This window comes from Marinobacterium aestuariivivens, from assembly GCF_042661465.1.
Taxonomy (GTDB): Bacteria; Pseudomonadota; Gammaproteobacteria; order Pseudomonadales; family Balneatricaceae; genus Marinobacterium_A; species Marinobacterium_A aestuariivivens.
Genome location: NZ_JBHSWE010000001.1, coordinates 3,019,108 through 3,035,990 on the forward strand (window position 1 = coordinate 3,019,108; position 16,883 = coordinate 3,035,990).

Here is a 16,883-nt window from a genome sequence, read left to right on the forward strand (position 1 = left end):
GGTGTCGTCGATCGGAATGCATCCCGATCGAGGCACCAGACGGCGGGGAGGGCAAGAATGAAAACCGCACAGATCTTGGCGGGGCTGGTACTGGCGGGTTTTTGCACCGGAGCCCTGGCCGAACCTGTCTATCGCTGGACGGATGAGAAGGGCAAACAGCACTTCGGCGATGTGCCGCCTGAAGGCGTCGATGCGAAGGCGGTGACGTTTTCCAATATGTCCGTGGTGTCGATGCCAAAAGTGGAATCGGTTTCCGCCGCCGAGTCGAATTTGCCGCCGGAATGCGAGCCGAGCTACCGCGGTGACGAGCCTTGTCCGCTGGTTTCCCGCTCCGGCGAAAGATCCGTCGAGAGCGCCGGCGAGCCCGCCGGGGGCGAGACGAAGGCCGATGACGCCGGGGCCGAGGCGGAGCCGTCGCCCGGGGATGAGCCCTCGAACCGTTTGCGTCGCGAGTCGCTCGAAACCCGCTCGGAGCAGATCGAGGACTATGACAAGTCCGAGCGTATCAAGGAGATCGAGGAAGATACCGAAGCGGCAAAGAAGTACGAGCGTGACGAACCCAAAACCCTGACCGAGAAGCTCAGGGAGAAAGCCGGACTCGACGAATAATGCCGGTGTTGGTCGCTTGGCGGCTCAGGATTTCACCGGGGCCGTTACTGCAGGCTCTTGCGGATCGTCCGTGCAATGCGCCTTGCGTACCTGTTAACCGCATGCTCGATGACGGGTGCACTGGTCAGCAGGTAGGGCACCTCATAGTTCAGCTCCTGGAGCACGAAGGCCAGGGTGTTGAGGCCGTCGCTGCCTTCGCCGAAATCGCCCCGGTCGTAAGCCTGCATCACCCGTTTCAGACCCGGATCCTTGGGTACCAGCTGAAAGCCGACCGGCTCGTCAGCGCCGTTGAAGTGCCGCACGACGGCGGACTGAACCAGCGGCACCAGTATGGCCGCGGCCACGCCGAGTTCGGAAATGACCAGTTCCAGACTGCCATCCTCACGCAGGTTCAGCTGTGAAGGCCGTCGCCTGGGCGTACCGGCAAAGCGCTTGTAGCGGTTGAACGGGCGGGCGCTGTCACCGAAGAAGTGCCTGGCGGTTTCGTGCTGGCCGGACTCCAGCAGGTCGGAAAGTTCGATCAGCTGATTGAGGTCGGTCGCTATCCAGCCAAGGCCATGAAGGTTGGCGAGCTCGCCACCCAGGCAGAGACTTATTTGTTGGTCCATCATCACTCTCGAACGGCTGCGCCTGTCAGGTGTCGGACGGCTCAGGGACTGCAGAGATGAATCCGCATCACCGTAGCGACAATACTGAAGCATACAATCATATCGGCCCGCACTCGGCAACCGTTTAACCGAGATAGGGTGGATCTGTTGTCATGGCTGGCTGTTTTCTGACCAGAAGCCGTTGTAAAATGGCGCCCCTTTTCATCCTGAGGCAAGTGCAAGCATGGCGAAAACGAGCGGCAAGGTCGGATTTGTATCCCTGGGCTGTCCCAAGGCGCTGGTGGATTCGGAGCGGATCCTGACCCAGCTCAAGCTGGACGGCTATGAAGTGGTACCGACCTACGATGATGCCGACGTGGTGGTGGTCAATACCTGCGGCTTTATCGACGATGCCAAGCAGGAATCCCTCGATGCGATCGGCGAGGCGATGCGGGACAACGGCAAGGTGATCGTGACCGGCTGCATGGGCAAGGGTGCGGATGCCGAACGCATCAGGAAGGCACACCCCGATATTCTCGCGGTGACCGGCCCCCAGGCCTATGAAGAGGTGGTGGGTGCCGTGCACGACTGGGTACCGCCGAACCGCGAACACAACGCCTTCGTCGACCTGGTGCCGCCCCAGGGGTCAAGCTGACGCCGCGCCATTATGCCTACCTGAAGATTTCCGAGGGCTGCAACCACAGCTGTACCTTCTGCATCATCCCGGACATGCGCGGCAAGCTGGTGAGCCGGCCGGTCGGTGATGTACTCGAGGAAGCCGAGCGCCTGGTCGCGGCCGGCACGAAGGAGCTGCTGGTGATCTCCCAGGATACCAGCGCCTATGGCGTCGACCTGAAGTACCGCACCGGCTTCTGGAACGGCCGGCCGGTGAAGACCCGGATGCTCGATCTGTGCGGGGCCCTGGGCGAGATGGGCGTCTGGAGCCGGCTGCACTACGTCTATCCCTATCCGCACGTCGACGAGGTGATGCCGCTGATGGCCGATGGCAGGATCCTGCCGTACCTCGACATTCCGTTCCAGCATGCCAGTCCCGAGGTGCTCAAGCGCATGAAGCGCCCGGCCCATGCGGAGAACGCCCTGAAACGCATCCTCGAGTGGCGCCGGCAGGTACCGGAGCTGGCGATCCGCAGCACCTTTATCGTCGGCTTCCCGGGCGAGACCGAGCGCGATTTCGAGCTGCTGCTGGAGTGGCTGGAGGAGGCCGAGCTGGATCGCGTCGGCTGCTTCAAGTACAGCCCGGTCGAAGGCGCCCGCGCCAATGCGCTGGCCGATCATATCGCGCCACAGCTGCAGCAGGAGCGCTGGGAGCGCTTCATGGAAACCCAGCAGGCGATCAGTACGCGCAAGCTGCAGCGGCGCATCGGTCAGCAACTGCGGGTGCTGATCGACGAGGTCGATGAGGAGGGCGCCATCGGCCGTTCCTATGCCGACGCCCCGGGGATCGACGGCCAGGTCTATCTGAACGGCTTCCGGAACTGCAAACCGGGCGACTTCGTCGAGGTCACCATCGAACACGCCGACGAATACGACCTCTGGGGCACGCCGGTCGAGAATCGGTAACGCGTAACGCGCCAATGATGACCTGTTAACCCGGCCCGCGGCCGCACTTGTTGGGTTTCGCTGCGCTCCATCCAACCTACGATTCGAATCGCCGGTTGCCGATCGAAGGCCATCGAGTATCGCTGCGCTCCACTCCACCTACACTTGTAGGGATAGGGAGGTTGCCGATGATTCAGGTGGAATGCCGCTGCCATGGCCGGCTCAACGAATTGCTGCCCCCGTCCCAGCGTGGACGGGCGCGGCTGATGCGACTCAAACAGGCGGTCAGCCTGCAGCAGTTGCTGATACCGTTGCGCATCCCCCATCCGGAAGTCGATCTCGCGCTGATCAATGGTGTGCCGGTGGCGCTAAGCTGCCAGGTGCAGGACGGCGATCATCTTCATCTCTATCCCGATATCGGCGATATCGATGACCCGGCAATCATCCCGCTGCGCCGGCGTCCGCTCCAGCGTGCCCGCTTTATTCTCGATGTGCACCTCGGCCGGCTGGCGCGGCGCATGCGGCTGCTCGGACTCGACACCTGGTATCGCAATCATATGGACGATCGTCCGATCATCCGCCTGGCCCGACTGCAGAGCCGCATGATCCTGACCCGCGACCGCGGGCTGCTGCAGCAGCCAGACGTGAGCCATGGCTATTATGTGCGGGCCACCCACCCGGAAAAACAGCTGCGCGAGGTGCTGGCCCGGTTCGAGGCCTGGCCCTGGCTGGCGCCCTTCAGCCGTTGCACCCGCTGCAACTCACTGATCGAACGCCTCTCACCCGAGGAGGTGCAGCGGCGGGTCAGACCGCGGCTGTCCCGGGAGTTCGATACCTTCTTCCGCTGTACCGGCTGCGATCAGCTCTACTGGCAGGGGAGCCACTACGACCGGCTGCGGGCTTATGTCGACCAGTTGAGGGGGTGACTCGCTGCTGTTGTTGTAGGAGCTGCGCCCCGCGGCGAACCGTTCTGGCACGGAGGTCGTTCGCACCGGGGCGGCGCTCCTACAGGCTCAATCCTTCGGCTGCGGCACGATGCGCAGATAGGGCTTGGGCGCCCTCCAGCCGTCCGGGAATTTCTGCTTCGCGGCTTCGTCGGAAACGGACGGTACGATGATCACGTCCTGGCCATGCTTCCAGTTCACCGGCGTCGCGACCTGGTGCCTGGCGGTGAGCTGACAGGAGTCGAGCAGCCGCAGCACTTCGTCGAAGTTGCGGCCGGTGCTCATCGGATAGGTCAACATCGCCTTGACCTTCTTGTCCGGGCCGATCAGGAAGACCGATCTGATGGTGGCGTTGTCGGCGGCGGTGCGGGCCTTGTCGCCGCTGGCATTGGGGTGAATCATGTCATACAGCTTGGCGACCTTGAGGTCGGGGTCGCCGATCATCGGATAATTGACCGCGTGTCCCTGGGTCTCCTCGATATCGCCGACCCAGGCCTGGTGGTCGCTGACCGGGTCGATGCTCAGGCCGATGATCTTGCAGTTGCGTTTGTCGAACTCCGGCTTGAGCCTGGCCATGTAGCCGAGCTCGGTGGTGCAGACCGGGGTGAAGTCCTTGGGGTGGGAAAACAGGATCGCCCAGCCGTCGCCGATCCATTCATGGAAATGGATGGTGCCTTCGGTGGTGTCGGCGGTGAAGTCCGGCGCTTCGTCGCCTATGCGGACTGCCATGGTAGACCTCCTGACGGGTTGGTTTGGTTTCGTCTCGCGGGGAACTCTGCTCTATTTATAGTCGAGCCCCGGCCCGCCGATAGGTTATATCCTGATACCTATTGACACTGCTGGTTATATCGGACGGCCCGACAGGGCACCGAGGCTGGATGTCGGGCTTCGCGCTGCGCGCTCAGGCCAACCTACAATGGATGTAAAAAAACGACAGGTTTATGGAGATCTGCACTATGCCCTATCCGGTAAAACCCTCGTCCTGGCGTCTGCTGTTTGCGCAGGACGGCTGGCCGCAGTGGACCTCATGGCCGGCGCTGCTGGGGCCGCTGCGCGAGTCGTTCGAGGCGCTGGGGCCGGATCCTGCACCCGCGGATACCAAGGCTTGGCAGCCGCAGCTGGCCGCCGCGCTGCTGCAGCTCGATCTGCCGGCCTGGCGCATCAGCCAGCTGCTCAGCGACCATAACGACTGGCTCTACCGGCGGGCGATCAGGGATTCGCTGGACGAGATGCTGGAGCAGGGCTGGGGTGAGCCGCCGCGGGCCTTCTGCGTCCTCTGCCGGGATCCGGCGGCCGGCACGAGAGCCTGCTGGGACCGGATCAGGACAATGCCATGATTATCGACGACTATCCCGATGCCCGGCACTCGGCGGTCGATACCTGGTTCCAGTCCCTCGGCGAGCGTTTCACCGAGCGCCTGGACAGCTACGGAATCCCGCTGTGCAACGGCAATGTGATGGCGCGCTGGCCGTCTTGGCGCAAGCGTCGTTCCGAGTGGCTGGAGCAGATGCGGCTCTGGACGGGGCGCCGTGCCGTCAAGCTGGTGCAGCTATCCAACATCCTGCTCGACTTCGCCCCGGTCTATGGCGATGCCGGACTGGCCAGTACGCTGCGCGAGCAGATTCTGGAACTGATGCCCCGCGCCGGCCTGTTTCTGCACGAGATGGGGGAACTGCAGGATGAGGCGCCGGTGGCGCTCGACCGTTTCGACCGGTTGCGCGGCAACGACAAGGAGGCGCCCCATGCCGATGCCGTCAACCTCAAGCGCCAGGGGTTGCTGCCGCTGCAGGGGGCGGTAAGACTGCTGGCGATGCTGCACCGGCTGCCGGCGATCGATACCCGCTCGAGACTGCAGGCGCTGGCGCAGCAGGGGGTACTGGAGGCGCGCCGGGCCCGTGCCCTGACCGATGCCCTGGACCGATTGCAGGCGTTGCAGCTGAATGCCCAGCTCGAGAGCGTGGCCGTCGGCCGCGGCCCCGACCACTGGGTCGACCTCGGCGCCCTCGATGACGGGACCCGGGCGATGCTGAAGCACGACCTGCTGGCGATCCGGGATCTGCAGCGTCGGGCCCGGGGCCGGGTAGAATGACCGCCACGGATGGCGGAAGGCCGCCCCGCGGAAATACCGGCATTGCAGGAGCAAATGCCGGTGGAGCCTGCGAATACCACCGCTGACGGAACCGGTCAGGCTGACTGGCGGAATTCGCTCCGCTCATTGCCACCCTACAGGTTCAGATACGAAGTGCCAGTTAAACGTAGGGTGCCGCTGAACGTAGTGATGCGCACCGAAACAGGCGGTGCGGTTCGCTCCGCTTCACCGGCACCCTACCACCCTGCCGCTCAGATTTCAGGAGGCCGGCAGCCACTGGGCGTCGCCATCGGGCTCGGCCTGCGCCGGTGCCAAGGGCAGTTCGATGACGAAGCGGGCGCCACCGAGTTCCGCGCCACTTTCGATCCAGAGCCTGCCGCCGAGGTGGGCAACGATGCCGCGGCTGATCGGCAGACCCAGACCGGTGCCCCGCGGTCGGCCGCTGTCGCTGGCCTGCTCGATCTGGTGAAACTTCTCGAAAACCCGCTCCCGCTCCTCTGCGTCGATACCATCGCCGTTATCCTCCACCGACAGGCGCCAGTTGTTTTTGGCGAGTTCCAGCTGCAGCTGCGCACGCCCGTCGGGCCGGGCCGCGAACTTGCTGGCATTGTCGAGCAGGTTGATGATCACCTGCTGCAACCGGTCCGGATCGGCGATGACCGGCGCCGCGGCATCGGGCAGCTGCAGCTCCAGTGTCACGCCCCTGTCCTGGCACAGGTGGCTGACGGCCTCGGCCGACTGCCGCGCCAGTTGCACCAGGTCGATGCGTTCCGGGTTCAGGGTCATGCGCCCGGACTCGAGCCGGGCCAGGTCGAGAATCTCCTCGATGAGCCGCGACAGGCGCTCGCTTTCGCGTACCACGATCTCGAGAAAATGGCTGCGCTGCTCGGCTTCCAGCTGCGGGCTGTCGCGCAGGATCTCGGCGAAGGCGCGGATCGAGGTCAGCGGGGTGCGCAACTCGTGGCTGACCATGGCGACGAACTCGTCCTTGAGCCGGTCGAGCTCGCGCAGCCGCTCGTTGGCTCGCCGCAGCTCGGCGCCGATGCGTGCCAGCTCGGCGGATTTCTGCTCCAGCCGGCGATTGTATTCCAGGGCCTGGGAGGTGGTGTCGAGGATGCTCAGCACCGCTTCCAGGTCCAGCGCTTCGCCGCGGACCACCGAGTTGATCAGGATTCGCGCCGAGGCGCTGCCCAGGGCGCCGGCCAGTGCCTGCTCGGCCTCGCTGACCAGTGCCGGCGGTGCCGGTTGCAGCTCCTCGTCGTCACTGCCGCTTACCGGCATGATTTTCAGGGTGGCAGTGGTGCCGAGGTAGCGCTGCAGCAGCTGCCTGAGCTCGCCGCGGCGGGTTTCGCCCTGCCACAGTGGCGTCGGCAGCAGGTCGGGACTGAGGTTGCCGGTGAAAAGTGCGGCCTGCGTCTGTTCGAGCCGGCTCTGGCGGCTGAACAGCGAAACCCCGACCAGCAGGCCGATATTGACCAGCAGGCTCCAGAACAGCGCGTGGCTGTAGATATCCCAGCCTTCCAGGCCGAACAGCGCATAGGGACGCAGCCAGGTGATGCCCCAGGGGCCTTCGTCGAGCAGGGTGGCATCGAGCCAGCCGGACTGGGCAAAGCCTGGCAGCAGCAGGGTATGGAGCCAGACGATGAAGCCGCCGATCATGCCGGCGGCGGCGCCCTGCAGCGCGGCGCCGCGCCAGTAGAGCCCGAGCAGCAGCGCCGGCGCGAACTGGGCCGCCGCGGTGAAGGACACCAGGCCGATGGTCACGAGACTGTAGGACTCGCCGATCAGCGCATGGTAGAGGTAGCCCAGCAGCAGGATCAGCACGATGGCGATGCGGCGGATACCGAGGATCCAGCCGCTGAGGTCGCTGTAGGTCTCCAGGCGCAGCCGTCGCAGGCGCAGCAACAGGGGCATGACCAGGTGGTTGCTGATCATCGTCGACAGCGCGATGGTCTCGACGATCATCATGCCGGTGGCGGCCGAGAGTCCGCCGATAAAGGCCAGCAGCGGCAGCCAGTCCGGTGCGGCGGCCAGGCCGATGGTCAGCACAAAGGCGTCGGGGTCCTGGCCGGCGCTGTCACCCAGCAGCAGGCCGGCGATGGCGATGGGAATCACGAACAGGTTGATCGCCAGCAGATAAAGCGGGAACAGCCAGCTGGCACGCCGGATATGACGCTCGTCGACGTTTTCCACCACCAGAATCTGGAACTGCCGCGGCAGGGTGATGAAGGCCAGTCCCGCCAGTACCAGGCTGCCGATCCAGCCGCCAGCCCCACCGGGCACCGCGTCGAGCCCGAAACGCTGGCGCAGCTCCGGCGCCGTCGCGGCCCTGGCCAGCAGTTCGCCGGGGCTGCCGAACAGCCAGAAGGTCGCGAACAGCCCGACGGCGAGAAACGCCAGCAGCTTGACGATCGACTCGAAGGCGATGGCGGTGACCATGCCCTCGTGACGCTCGCTGGCATCGAGATGGCGGGTACCGAAGAGAATGATGAACACGGCCAGCACCAGCGCCACCCAGAACGACTTGTCGGACCAGAGGGTCGCCTCCGCCAAGTGCGGCAGCGCCGGCTGCGGATACTCTGTCAGTACCGCATGGCTGTAAGTGATCGCTTTCAGCTGTAGTGCGATATAGGGCATGATGCCGATCACGGCGATCAGTGTCACCAGGGCGCCGAGCCAGCCGCTCTTGCCGTAGCGGGCGCTGATAAAGTCGGCGATCGAGGTAATGCGCTGGGCCCGCGCGATCCGCACCATCCGTCTGATCAGCAGCCAGCCCAGCAGCATTGCCAGGGTCGGACCCAGGTAGATGGTCAGGAACGCCGGTCCGAACTGCGCCGCACGACCCACGCTGCCGTAGAAGGTCCAGGCGGTGCAGTAGACGGCGATCGACAGTGTATAGACCAGTGGCGAGCCGATGACGGAGCGGCCGGTTTCTGCCCGCCGGTCGGCCCAGGCAGCGATCACGAAGAGCAGCGCCAGATAGCCGAAGGCGACGACGAACAGCAGTGCCTCGGATGTCATCGCTGGATTTCCTCTCGGCGGGAGTCACCAGGGCTACCCTAGGGCGCCATGAGCGCAGCGAATCGCGCCGCAGGCGCCGGTAAGCGAAGCACACCGCACCGCTCCCATCAATCCTCATCCCTGCGCTCCAGCAGCAGCGCCGCGGCCAGGATCACCAGCGCCCAGGCTCCGAACAGGTAGAGCGGCAGGCGCGACAGGCCCTCTTCACCGGGACGGTCGAACAGGCCGATCAGCGGCGGTGCAAACAGCAGTGCGGCCAGCAGCGTCAGTGCCACCAGACGGCCGGGCAGGGGCGACGGGCGCATCATCGAGCTTCACTCCGTTCCAGCGCGCCGGTCTGGAAGGCGATGGCGTCTTCCAGGGTGCCGATGCCGCGTGCTTCGAGGCGTGGGATCAGATGCAGCAGCAGCTCGGCGGTCACACGCGCATCGCCCAGTGCCGTGTGGCGGGTGCCGGGTTCGAAGGTCAGCTGAAAGCGTTCGGCCAGCGCATCGAGACCGTGGCCTTCGAAGGTGGGGTCCAGTGCCCGGGACAGCAGCAGGGTATCGAGTACCGGCATGTCGAAATCGAGGCCCGCGCGTTCGGCAGGCGGCTGAATCGCCGCCAGGTCGAAAGCGGCATTGTGGGCCACCAGAACCCCGTGGCCGACATAGTCGCGAAAGCGGGGCAGTACCACTTCGGCCGGGGGCGCTTCGGCGACATCGTCATCGGTCAGGCCGTGGATCAGGCTGCTCTGCGGCGGGATGGGGCGCTGCGGATTGACCAGCTGATCGAAGGCATCCCGCGCCAGCAACCGGCCATTGAGGATGCGGCAGGCACCGAGGCTGATCAGGCAATCACCCCGGCGCAGGTCCAGCCCCGTGGTTTCGGTATCGAAGACCACCATCTCGAGCTGGCGCAGCGGGCGCCGACCCAGTACCGCATCCGGTGCCGGCAGGTCGGCGATGCTGAAATCGTGAAACTCGGGACGGGGTGGCCGCGGCTGTGGTGGCGGGCCCACACGCTCTACCGCGGCCAGGGGCAGCCGCAGGCGTGCATAACGGCCGTCGGCATCGGCCAGCGACCAGCAGTCGCTGTCGTGGCGCCGCAGAATATCGTTGAGCTGCGGGTGGGATGCGGCGTCGGTCAGCGGCAGGCGGCGCCATTGCTCAAGTTGCCCCTGATCGACAGGGAGACCGTGCCAGATCAGGTCGATATAGACGCGCTGGTTGCCCAGCTGCACCTCGGCTTCGAACTGCTGCTCGCCGGTCAGGTCCCGCAACAGTTGCAGCAGCCGATGGAGCAGCTCGAGCAGGGCGGGACCATCGGCCCGCAACCAGGCGGGAATGCCGATGGCCACCAGTTCCAGATCGCCGCTGCCCAGGCGCTCTGTCAGGGCGCTCCAGAGATCGTTCGACCAGGTGTCTTCCAGGCGTCCCGGGTCCCGTTGCAGGCCCTCGATTTGGCTGGCCAGTGACTCGATCTGCCGACCCAGTGCCAGGCTCTCTTCGCACAGCGCTGTTTCGAGCCGATGTCGCAATTGCGGATCCGTATTGCCGCCGGACAGTGCCTCGCTGCTGACGATCAGGCTGGAGCTGTGCCCGCGCAGTCCGGGCAGGATATCGGCCAGGGCCCGTACCAGCGCCGGTCGGCGTCTTCGGCGGCGGTCCTGTCTTCAAGGGCGATCAGCGCCTCGCCGAGACTGGCTCCGACCCGTCGCAGATCACAGTGCAGCCAGCGACCGTGCCAGGGCAGCAATAGCTGACGGGCACTGCCATCGCGCGGCAGTTGCGTCAGGGCCTCCCGCAGGCTGCTCATCGGCAGCAGTTCCGACAGCCGCCGGCCGAGTCCCAGGGCCGGGGCGTCGGCAAAGAGCTGCTCGGCGGCATCGTTGAACAGCAGCAGTCGCTGGTGACGATCGCAGAGCAGCAGCGGCATCTTCAGCACACGCAGTACCGCTTCGAGTTCGGCGCGTACCCGGTCGGCTTCGCGGGCGCCCGACTCGCGGGCGTCCTTGATGCGCTGGCGGTCGTCACGCCAGCCGTCGCGAATCCGGTCGAGGTCGGTCTCGAGGGGCGTCAGCCAGCCTTCGGGGAAAAGTCGCTACGCGCATCCGGACTGGCCGCCAGGCGCGCCAGTTGAATCTGCAGATGGCGCAGCGGGGCGAGCAGCTTGCGTTCCAGCAACAGGCCCAGTACCACGACCAGCAGACCCGGTGCCAGCGCCAGCAGCCAGAGCCCCCAGTGGGAAGTTTCCGGCGGCAGCAGCTCGGCGCTGAGCCAGAGGCCGGCAAAGAGGCCGCCGAACAGCGCCGCGCCTGATATCAGCAGCCAGGTCCCCAGCAACGACTGACGCGACAGGACCTCAGTTGGCTTCATTCAGCAGTCCCCGGACTTTCTCGACCAGCTGCCGGGTGGAGAAGGGCTTGGTGACGTAGTCGTCTGCACCCAGTGCCAGCCCCTTTTCACGCTCCACCTCGCGGCCATGGGCGGTCAGCATGATGATCGGCAGGCGGGCGAACTGCGCCTGCGCACGCAGCTGTTCCAGCACCTGGAAGCCGCTGAGTCCCGGCAGGCTGATGTCCAGCAGAATCAAGTCGGGCGGCCGGGCCGCTACCCGCTGCAGCGCGGTTTCCCCATCGCCGGCCGTCTCCACCTCGAAGCCGGCCTGCTGCATCAGGAACTCGAGGGACAGCACGATATTGGGTTCGTCGTCGACCACCAGAATACGGGTCATAGATCTCTCCATGGGAAATGACACCTTCTATCGAGTCTAGTTACTGGCGCGGCGGGCGGAAAGTGGGCTTTAGGTTAAGGTGATGCGCCAGGTATTATGCGGGGAGGACGGGTGGACGGAAAAACATCTAGGGTGGCAATGAGCGAAGCGAATTCCACCGGTGTTTTCAGGTCACGCCATGGGCCGGCTCGAACGAGCGCCGCCGCTGCGTTATATCATCGGTGGAGCGCCACCCGGTGGAGCGCCACCCGGAATGCGATTCACCGGTGGAATTCGCAGGCTCATTCCACCCTACCGGCTGTGGAAAGCCTGTAGGGTGTCGGTGAACGGAGTGAACCGCACCGCATACCGGGGTGTGCGGTGCGGTTCACTCACCAGCACCCTACGACACGCCTCACCCGCCCAGATAGGCCTTGCGCACGTTCTCGTCGCTGAGCAGGGATTCGCCGCTGCCGGTCATGACGACGCGGCCGTTTTCCAGCACGTAGCCGCGGTCGGCGATCTTCAGCGCCTGGTGGGCGTTCTGTTCCACCAGGAAGATGGTCACGCCCTCGTCACGCAGCTTTTCGATGATCCGGAAGATCTGCTGGATGATGATCGGGGCCAGGCCCAGCGAGGGCTCGTCCAGCAGGATCATCCGCGGCCTGCTCATCATCGCGCGACCGATGGCCAGCATTTGCTGCTCGCCGCCGGACATGGTGCCGGCACGCTGGCCGAACCGTTCCCGCAGGCGCGGGAAGAGTTCCAGGACGTGTTCCAGGCTCTCTTCGTACTCGGCCCTGGTGCGGAAGTAGGCCCCCATGTGGAGGTTCTCCTGCACCGTCAACCGGGAAAAGACGCGGCGGCCTTCCGGCACGATCGCCAGCCCCCTGCGCATGATGGTGGATGTCGGCTGACCGGTGATCTCCTCGCCGTCGAACAGTATCTTGCCCGAGGTGGCCTGGGGATCGCCGCAGATAGTCATCATCAGCGTGGTCTTGCCGGCGCCGTTGGCGCCGATCAGGGTGACGATCTCGCCCTTTTTGACCTCGACGGAGACGTCGTGCAGCGCCTGAATGGGCCCGTAGTGGGTGTTCACATTGTCGATACGCAGCATCCTATTCCTCCCCGAGGTACGCCTTGATGACGTCCGGATTGTTCTTCACCTCGTCGGGCGTGCCGTCGGCCAGGGGGTGCCCTGGGCGATGACGTAGATATGGTCGGAGATACCCATCACCAGGCTCATGTCGTGCTCGATCAGCAGCACCGAGATCTCGTGCTCGTCGCGCAGTTGCACGATCAGCTCGTCGAGCTGCTTGGTTTCCCTCGGGTTGAGGCCGGCTGCCGGTTCGTCGAGCAGCAGCAGTTCCGGCTGGGTCACCATGCAGCGGGCGATCTCCAGCCGGCGCTGCTGACCGTAGGCCAGGTTGCCCGCCTCGCGGTTGGCGAAGTCGAGCATGTCGACCTGCTCCAGCCAGAAGGCGGCACGGTCCATCGCTTCCTGCTCCAGGCGGCGGTAGGACTTGGTCTTGAACAGCCCGGCCGCGATATTGGTGTTGAGGTGACGGTGCTGGGCGACCAGCATGTTCTCGATCACCGTCATGTTGGAAAACAGCCGCACATGCTGGAAGGTACGCACCAGCCCCTTGCGGGAGATGCGGAAATCCTTCAGTCCGGCGATCTGTTCGCCCTTGAACATGACGCTGCCGTCGGTCGGGATATAGAAGCCCGACAGGCAGTTGAATACCGTGGTCTTCCCGGCGCCATTGGGGCCGATAATGGATACGATCTGGCGGTTCCTGACCGCCAGGTTGACGCTGTTGACCGCCAGCAGACCGCCGAAGCGCATGGTCAGGCCGTTAACGTCCAGCAGTAACTGACTCATCGCTTCAACTCCATGTGCGGACGCTTGGCGGGCAGCAGGCCCTGCGGACGCCAGCGCATCATCAGCACCATCAGCAGTCCGAACAGCAGCATGCGGTATTCCGAGAACTCGCGGGCGAATTCCGGCAGGATGGTCATCACGATTGCCGCCAGGATGACGCCGAACTGCGAGCCCATGCCGCCGAGCACCACGATCGCGAGGATGATCGCCGACTCGATGAAGATGAAGGATTCCGGGCTGATGAAGCCCTGGCGCGCGGCGAAGAAGCAGCCGGCGAAACCGGCGGTCGAGGCGCCGAAGGTGAAGGCGGTCAGCTTGATCACGGTGCGGTTGAGGCCCAGCGAGCGGCAGGCGATCTCGTCCTCGCGCAGCGCTTCCAGGCGCGGCCGAGTGGCATGCGCATCAGCCGGTTGATCACGAACAGCACCCAGATCACCAGCACCACGGCGATCAGGTACAGGAAGATCACTTTGTGTCCGCTGGAGTAGTCGATACCCATGAATTCGTGAAAGGGGATATGGCCCTCACTGGCGCGGCGATTGAACTCCAGCCCGAACAGGGTGGGTTTGTCGATGCCGGAGATGCCATTGGGGCCGCCGGTCAGGTCGGTCCAGTTGTTCAGCAGGATGCGGATGATCTCGCCGAAGCCCAGGGTCACGATCGCCAGGTAGTCGCCGCGCAGACGCAGCACCGGAAAGCCGAGCACGAAGCCGAAGGTGGCCGCCAGGACCGCGGCGATCGGCAGGCAGACCCAGAACGACAGGCCGAAATAGCTCGACAGCAGCGCATAGGTGTAGGCGCCGATGGCGTAGAAGGCGACATAGCCGAGGTCGAGGAGGCCGGCGAGGCCGACGACGATATTGAGCCCCAGACCCAGCATGACGTAGATCAGCGTCAGGGTCGCCAGGTCCACGGCGCCGCGCGAAGCCATGAAGGGCCAGATGAAGAGCCCGACAACGACGGCCGCGATCAGCCAGGGCTTGAGCCGGCGGCCTTCTCCCGCTGCGGCATCAGCGCGGCGAGATCGGGTCGCGGGATGCTGGCAGTGGCGGCACCGATCTGGTCGCGGAACAGCTGCGACAGGAACACCAGGGCGATCCCGGCGAAGATCCAGCCCCACTGGGCTTCGGTCGCACTGACGACCTTGAGCTGGGTGCCTTCCGAGGTCAGCTTGACGCCGATCATCAGGCAGGTCAGAACGAGGGTGATACCGGCGGCGAAGACGGCAGAGTACAGATTCTGTCGCATCAGACTTTCTCCACTTCCGGTTTGCCCAGCAGGCCGCTGGGACGGAACAGCAGGATCAGCACCAGCAGGCCGAAGGAGACCACATCCTTGTACTCGGACGGGAAGTAGGCCGAGGTCAGGGCTTCGGTGACGCCGAGGATCAGGCCGCCGAGCATGGCGCCGGGAATCGAGCCGATGCCGCCGAGCACCGCCGCAGTAAACGCCTTGAGACCGGCGATAAAGCCGACGAAGGGGTTGACCACACCGTAGTAGAGGCCCAGCAGCAGGCCGGCGACGGCCGCCAGCGCCGCGCCGATGATGAAGGTCATGGCGATGGTGCGGTTGGTGTCGATGCCCAGCAGGTTGGTCATGCCCCGGTCTTCTGCACAGGCGCGGCAGGCACGGCCGATACGGGAACGGGAAATAAACAGGGTCAGGGCGGTCATACAGACGAAAGTGGCGGCCCAGATTATCAGCTGCATATAGGACAGCGAAACCTCGAACAGCTGCGGGTCGCCGAAGGTCCAGCCCCCGGAAATCTGCGGCGGCAGGGCGATATCGCGGGCGCCCTGTGCCAGCACCACGTAGTTCTGCAGAAAAATGGACATGCCGATCGCCGAAATCAGCGGGATCAGCCGGTTGGAACCGCGCAGCGGCCGGTAGGCCACGCGTTCGACGGTCCAGCCATAAGTACTGGCAATCAGCACGGCAACGATCAACGCGATCAGCAGTATTACCGGCAGTGCCACCATCCCCATGCCGAGCAGGCCGGCGATGACGATGAACGATATATAGGAACCGATCATGTAGATTTCGCCGTGGGCGAAATTGATCATGCCGATGATGCCATAGACCATTGTGTAGCCGATGGCGATCAGGGCATAGGTGGACCCGATCGTCAGCCCGTTGATGAGCTGCTGGAAGAGGTATAGAGACGCTTCAGTCATAGGAAGAACCAGGTCGGATGGCGCCCGGAGTGCCTGTCAACGATGCAACAGGCACCACGATCCCGGATCGCGGGATCGGGTGCCAGGGTATCCGGCGGTAGCCGTGGATAGCCTTGTTTTAATTATTGAACCGGGGTTTTGCTGCCGTCTTGATGCAACTGGTAAACGACGAAGGTCGACTCGGTGAGATCGCCTTTTTCGTCGTACTTCACGTGACCGATCGCGGTATCGAACTCGTGGCTGCGGATGTATTCGGCCATCTTGAAGGGGTCGGTCTCGCCGGTTGCCTGAATGGTGTCGACCATTACCTGAACGGCGGAGTAGGCCGGGAATACGAACGGGCCGGTGGGGTCTTCGCCCTTGGCCTTGATGGCATCGACGCGCGCCTGGTTTTCGGGGTTCTGGTCGAACGCCTTGGGCGCGGTGGCGAGGACGCCCTCGACCGCTTCGCCGGCAATCTTGGCCAGGTCGGCATTCACGATGCCTTCAGGCCCCATGAACTGGGCGTCCAGGCCCTTCTCGCGCGACTGACGCAGGATCAGGCCCAGCTCCGGGTGGTAGCCGCCGTAGTAGACGAAGTCGACATTTTCCTTTTTCAGCTTGGAGATCAGGGCGGAGAAGTCCTTGTCGCCCGGGGTGACGCCTTCGAACATCACCGGTGTCACGCCGTTGCCTTCGAGTGCGTTCTTGACGGTGGTCGCCAGGCCTTCGCCGTACTGCTGTTTGTCGTGGAGCACGGCCATGCGCTGCGGCTTGACGTTGTTGAGGATGTGCTCGGCGGCCAGAGAGCCCTGCAGGCTGTCCAGGCCGATGGTGCGGAAAATCAGCTGGTGGCCCTTCTCGGTGATGGTCGGGGACGTGGAAGCGGCGGTGATCATCAGCACGCCTTCTTCCTCGTAGATGTCGGAGGCAGGCTCGGTGGAGCTGGAGCAGAGGTGGCCGACCACATGCTGAATGCCGTCGTTGATGATCTTGTTGGCCACGGCCACGGCCTGTTTCGGGTCGCAGGCATCGTCGTAGATGACGCCTTCGAGCTCCATGCCGTTGACGCCACCGGCCTTGTTGATATCTTCGATGGCGGCCATGACGCCGATTTTCTGCATGTCGCCGTACTGGGCAACCGGTCCGGTAGCCGGGCCGGCGAGGGCGATTTTCAGTGTTTCAGCCTGGGTGGCGGCTGCGGATCCCATGATCGCCAGCGCGGTGCCGACGCTCAGCAACGTCCTTGAAAACTGTTTCATTGCAGTGTTTCCCGTTCGATTGTTGGTTCTTGAAGACAGTTTCTGTCTTTTTATTATCGACGCATACCTTTACTGGTTC

16 protein-coding genes and 3 pseudogenes are annotated in these 16,883 nt (G+C 64.4%); 5 read left to right on the forward strand and 14 right to left on the reverse strand.

Annotated features, from left to right (window positions below):
• The first annotated feature begins 57 nt into the window (after nucleotides 1-57).
• Entirely contained in the window at nucleotides 58-609 is a 552-nt protein-coding gene (locus ACFQDL_RS15665; RefSeq protein ID WP_379909860.1) for a DUF4124 domain-containing protein, read from the forward strand.
• Nucleotides 610-653: 44 nt separating this feature from the next.
• On the opposite strand, the gene ACFQDL_RS15670 is transcribed toward ACFQDL_RS15665, so the two are convergent.
• Complete coding sequence (locus ACFQDL_RS15670) at nucleotides 654-1,217, reverse strand: hypothetical protein (protein WP_379909861.1); 564 nt, start codon at nucleotides 1,215-1,217, stop codon at nucleotides 654-656.
• Between the two features lie 223 nt (nucleotides 1,218-1,440).
• Here ACFQDL_RS15670 and rimO point away from each other — a divergent pair.
• Both rimO and ACFQDL_RS15680 read left to right on the forward strand, forming a co-directional pair.
• Nucleotides 1,441-2,777, forward strand: a pseudogene (gene rimO / locus ACFQDL_RS15675) (30S ribosomal protein S12 methylthiotransferase RimO).
• Between the two features lie 167 nt (nucleotides 2,778-2,944).
• Nucleotides 2,945-3,682: a Mut7-C RNAse domain-containing protein gene (locus tag ACFQDL_RS15680; protein WP_379909862.1), complete on the forward strand. Its 738-nt coding sequence runs from the start codon at nucleotides 2,945-2,947 to the stop codon at nucleotides 3,680-3,682.
• 87 nt (nucleotides 3,683-3,769) lie between these two features.
• On the opposite strand, the gene ACFQDL_RS15685 is transcribed toward ACFQDL_RS15680, so the two are convergent.
• Nucleotides 3,770-4,429, reverse strand: a complete 660-nt coding sequence (locus tag ACFQDL_RS15685) for a peroxiredoxin (protein ID WP_379909863.1) — start codon at nucleotides 4,427-4,429, stop codon at nucleotides 3,770-3,772.
• A gap of 227 nt (nucleotides 4,430-4,656) precedes the next feature.
• Between ACFQDL_RS15685 and ACFQDL_RS15690 the strand changes: the two genes are divergently transcribed.
• Together ACFQDL_RS15690 and ACFQDL_RS15695 are read left to right on the forward strand one after the other, a co-directional pair.
• On the forward strand, nucleotides 4,657-5,037 hold the full coding sequence (locus ACFQDL_RS15690; protein WP_379909864.1) for a hypothetical protein: 381 nt from the start codon (nucleotides 4,657-4,659) through the stop codon (nucleotides 5,035-5,037).
• Entirely contained in the window at nucleotides 5,034-5,789 is a 756-nt protein-coding gene (locus ACFQDL_RS15695; protein ID WP_379909865.1) for a putative nucleotidyltransferase substrate binding domain-containing protein, read from the forward strand. The genes ACFQDL_RS15690 and ACFQDL_RS15695 overlap by 4 nt, the downstream gene beginning before the upstream one ends.
• Nucleotides 5,790-6,047: 258 nt before the next feature.
• On the opposite strand, the gene ACFQDL_RS15700 is transcribed toward ACFQDL_RS15695, so the two are convergent.
• The 12 genes and pseudogenes from ACFQDL_RS15700 to ACFQDL_RS15755 form a co-directional block, all read right to left on the reverse strand.
• Complete coding sequence (locus ACFQDL_RS15700) at nucleotides 6,048-8,810, reverse strand: ATP-binding protein (protein ID WP_379909866.1); 2,763 nt, start codon at nucleotides 8,808-8,810, stop codon at nucleotides 6,048-6,050.
• Between the two features lie 107 nt (nucleotides 8,811-8,917).
• A complete protein-coding gene (locus ACFQDL_RS15705; protein ID WP_379909867.1) occupies nucleotides 8,918-9,118 on the reverse strand; it encodes a hypothetical protein in 201 nt (66 codons plus the stop codon).
• Nucleotides 9,115-10,329 carry a 3'-5' exonuclease gene (locus ACFQDL_RS15710; RefSeq protein ID WP_379909868.1) on the reverse strand — a complete coding sequence of 405 codons (1,215 nt, stop codon included), beginning with the start codon at nucleotides 10,327-10,329 and terminating at the stop codon, nucleotides 9,115-9,117. Before ACFQDL_RS15710 ends, ACFQDL_RS15705 begins: the two co-directional genes overlap by 4 nt.
• A gap of 44 nt (nucleotides 10,330-10,373) precedes the next feature.
• Nucleotides 10,374-10,727, reverse strand: coding sequence for a PAS domain-containing protein (locus tag ACFQDL_RS15715; RefSeq protein WP_379913110.1), 354 nt, complete (start codon nucleotides 10,725-10,727; stop codon nucleotides 10,374-10,376).
• Between the two features lie 140 nt (nucleotides 10,728-10,867).
• The gene (locus ACFQDL_RS15720; protein ID WP_379909869.1) at nucleotides 10,868-11,167 is read right to left on the reverse strand and encodes a hypothetical protein; all 300 of its coding nucleotides are present in this window, start codon (nucleotides 11,165-11,167) and stop codon (nucleotides 10,868-10,870) included.
• On the reverse strand, nucleotides 11,154-11,525 hold the full coding sequence (locus ACFQDL_RS15725; protein WP_379909870.1) for a response regulator transcription factor: 372 nt from the start codon (nucleotides 11,523-11,525) through the stop codon (nucleotides 11,154-11,156). Before ACFQDL_RS15725 ends, ACFQDL_RS15720 begins: the two co-directional genes overlap by 14 nt.
• A gap of 394 nt (nucleotides 11,526-11,919) precedes the next feature.
• Nucleotides 11,920-12,621: an ABC transporter ATP-binding protein gene (locus tag ACFQDL_RS15730; RefSeq protein ID WP_379909872.1), complete on the reverse strand. Its 702-nt coding sequence runs from the start codon at nucleotides 12,619-12,621 to the stop codon at nucleotides 11,920-11,922.
• Nucleotide 12,622: 1 nt separating this feature from the next.
• A pseudogene (livG, locus tag ACFQDL_RS15735) lies at nucleotides 12,623-13,389 on the reverse strand (high-affinity branched-chain amino acid ABC transporter ATP-binding protein LivG).
• Nucleotides 13,386-14,362, reverse strand: a pseudogene (livM, locus tag ACFQDL_RS15740) (high-affinity branched-chain amino acid ABC transporter permease LivM). Before livM ends, livG begins: the two co-directional pseudogenes overlap by 4 nt.
• Nucleotides 14,359-14,637, reverse strand: coding sequence for a DUF3382 domain-containing protein (locus tag ACFQDL_RS15745; RefSeq protein WP_379909873.1), 279 nt, complete (start codon nucleotides 14,635-14,637; stop codon nucleotides 14,359-14,361). The pseudogene livM and the gene ACFQDL_RS15745 overlap by 4 nt, the downstream one beginning before the upstream one ends.
• Nucleotides 14,637-15,563, reverse strand: coding sequence for a high-affinity branched-chain amino acid ABC transporter permease LivH (gene livH / locus ACFQDL_RS15750; protein WP_379909874.1), 927 nt, complete (start codon nucleotides 15,561-15,563; stop codon nucleotides 14,637-14,639). The genes ACFQDL_RS15745 and livH overlap by 1 nt, the downstream gene beginning before the upstream one ends.
• A 122-nt stretch (nucleotides 15,564-15,685) precedes the next feature.
• Nucleotides 15,686-16,804: a branched-chain amino acid ABC transporter substrate-binding protein gene (locus ACFQDL_RS15755; protein WP_379909875.1), complete on the reverse strand. Its 1,119-nt coding sequence runs from the start codon at nucleotides 16,802-16,804 to the stop codon at nucleotides 15,686-15,688.
• Between the last annotated feature and the right edge of the window lie 79 nt (nucleotides 16,805-16,883).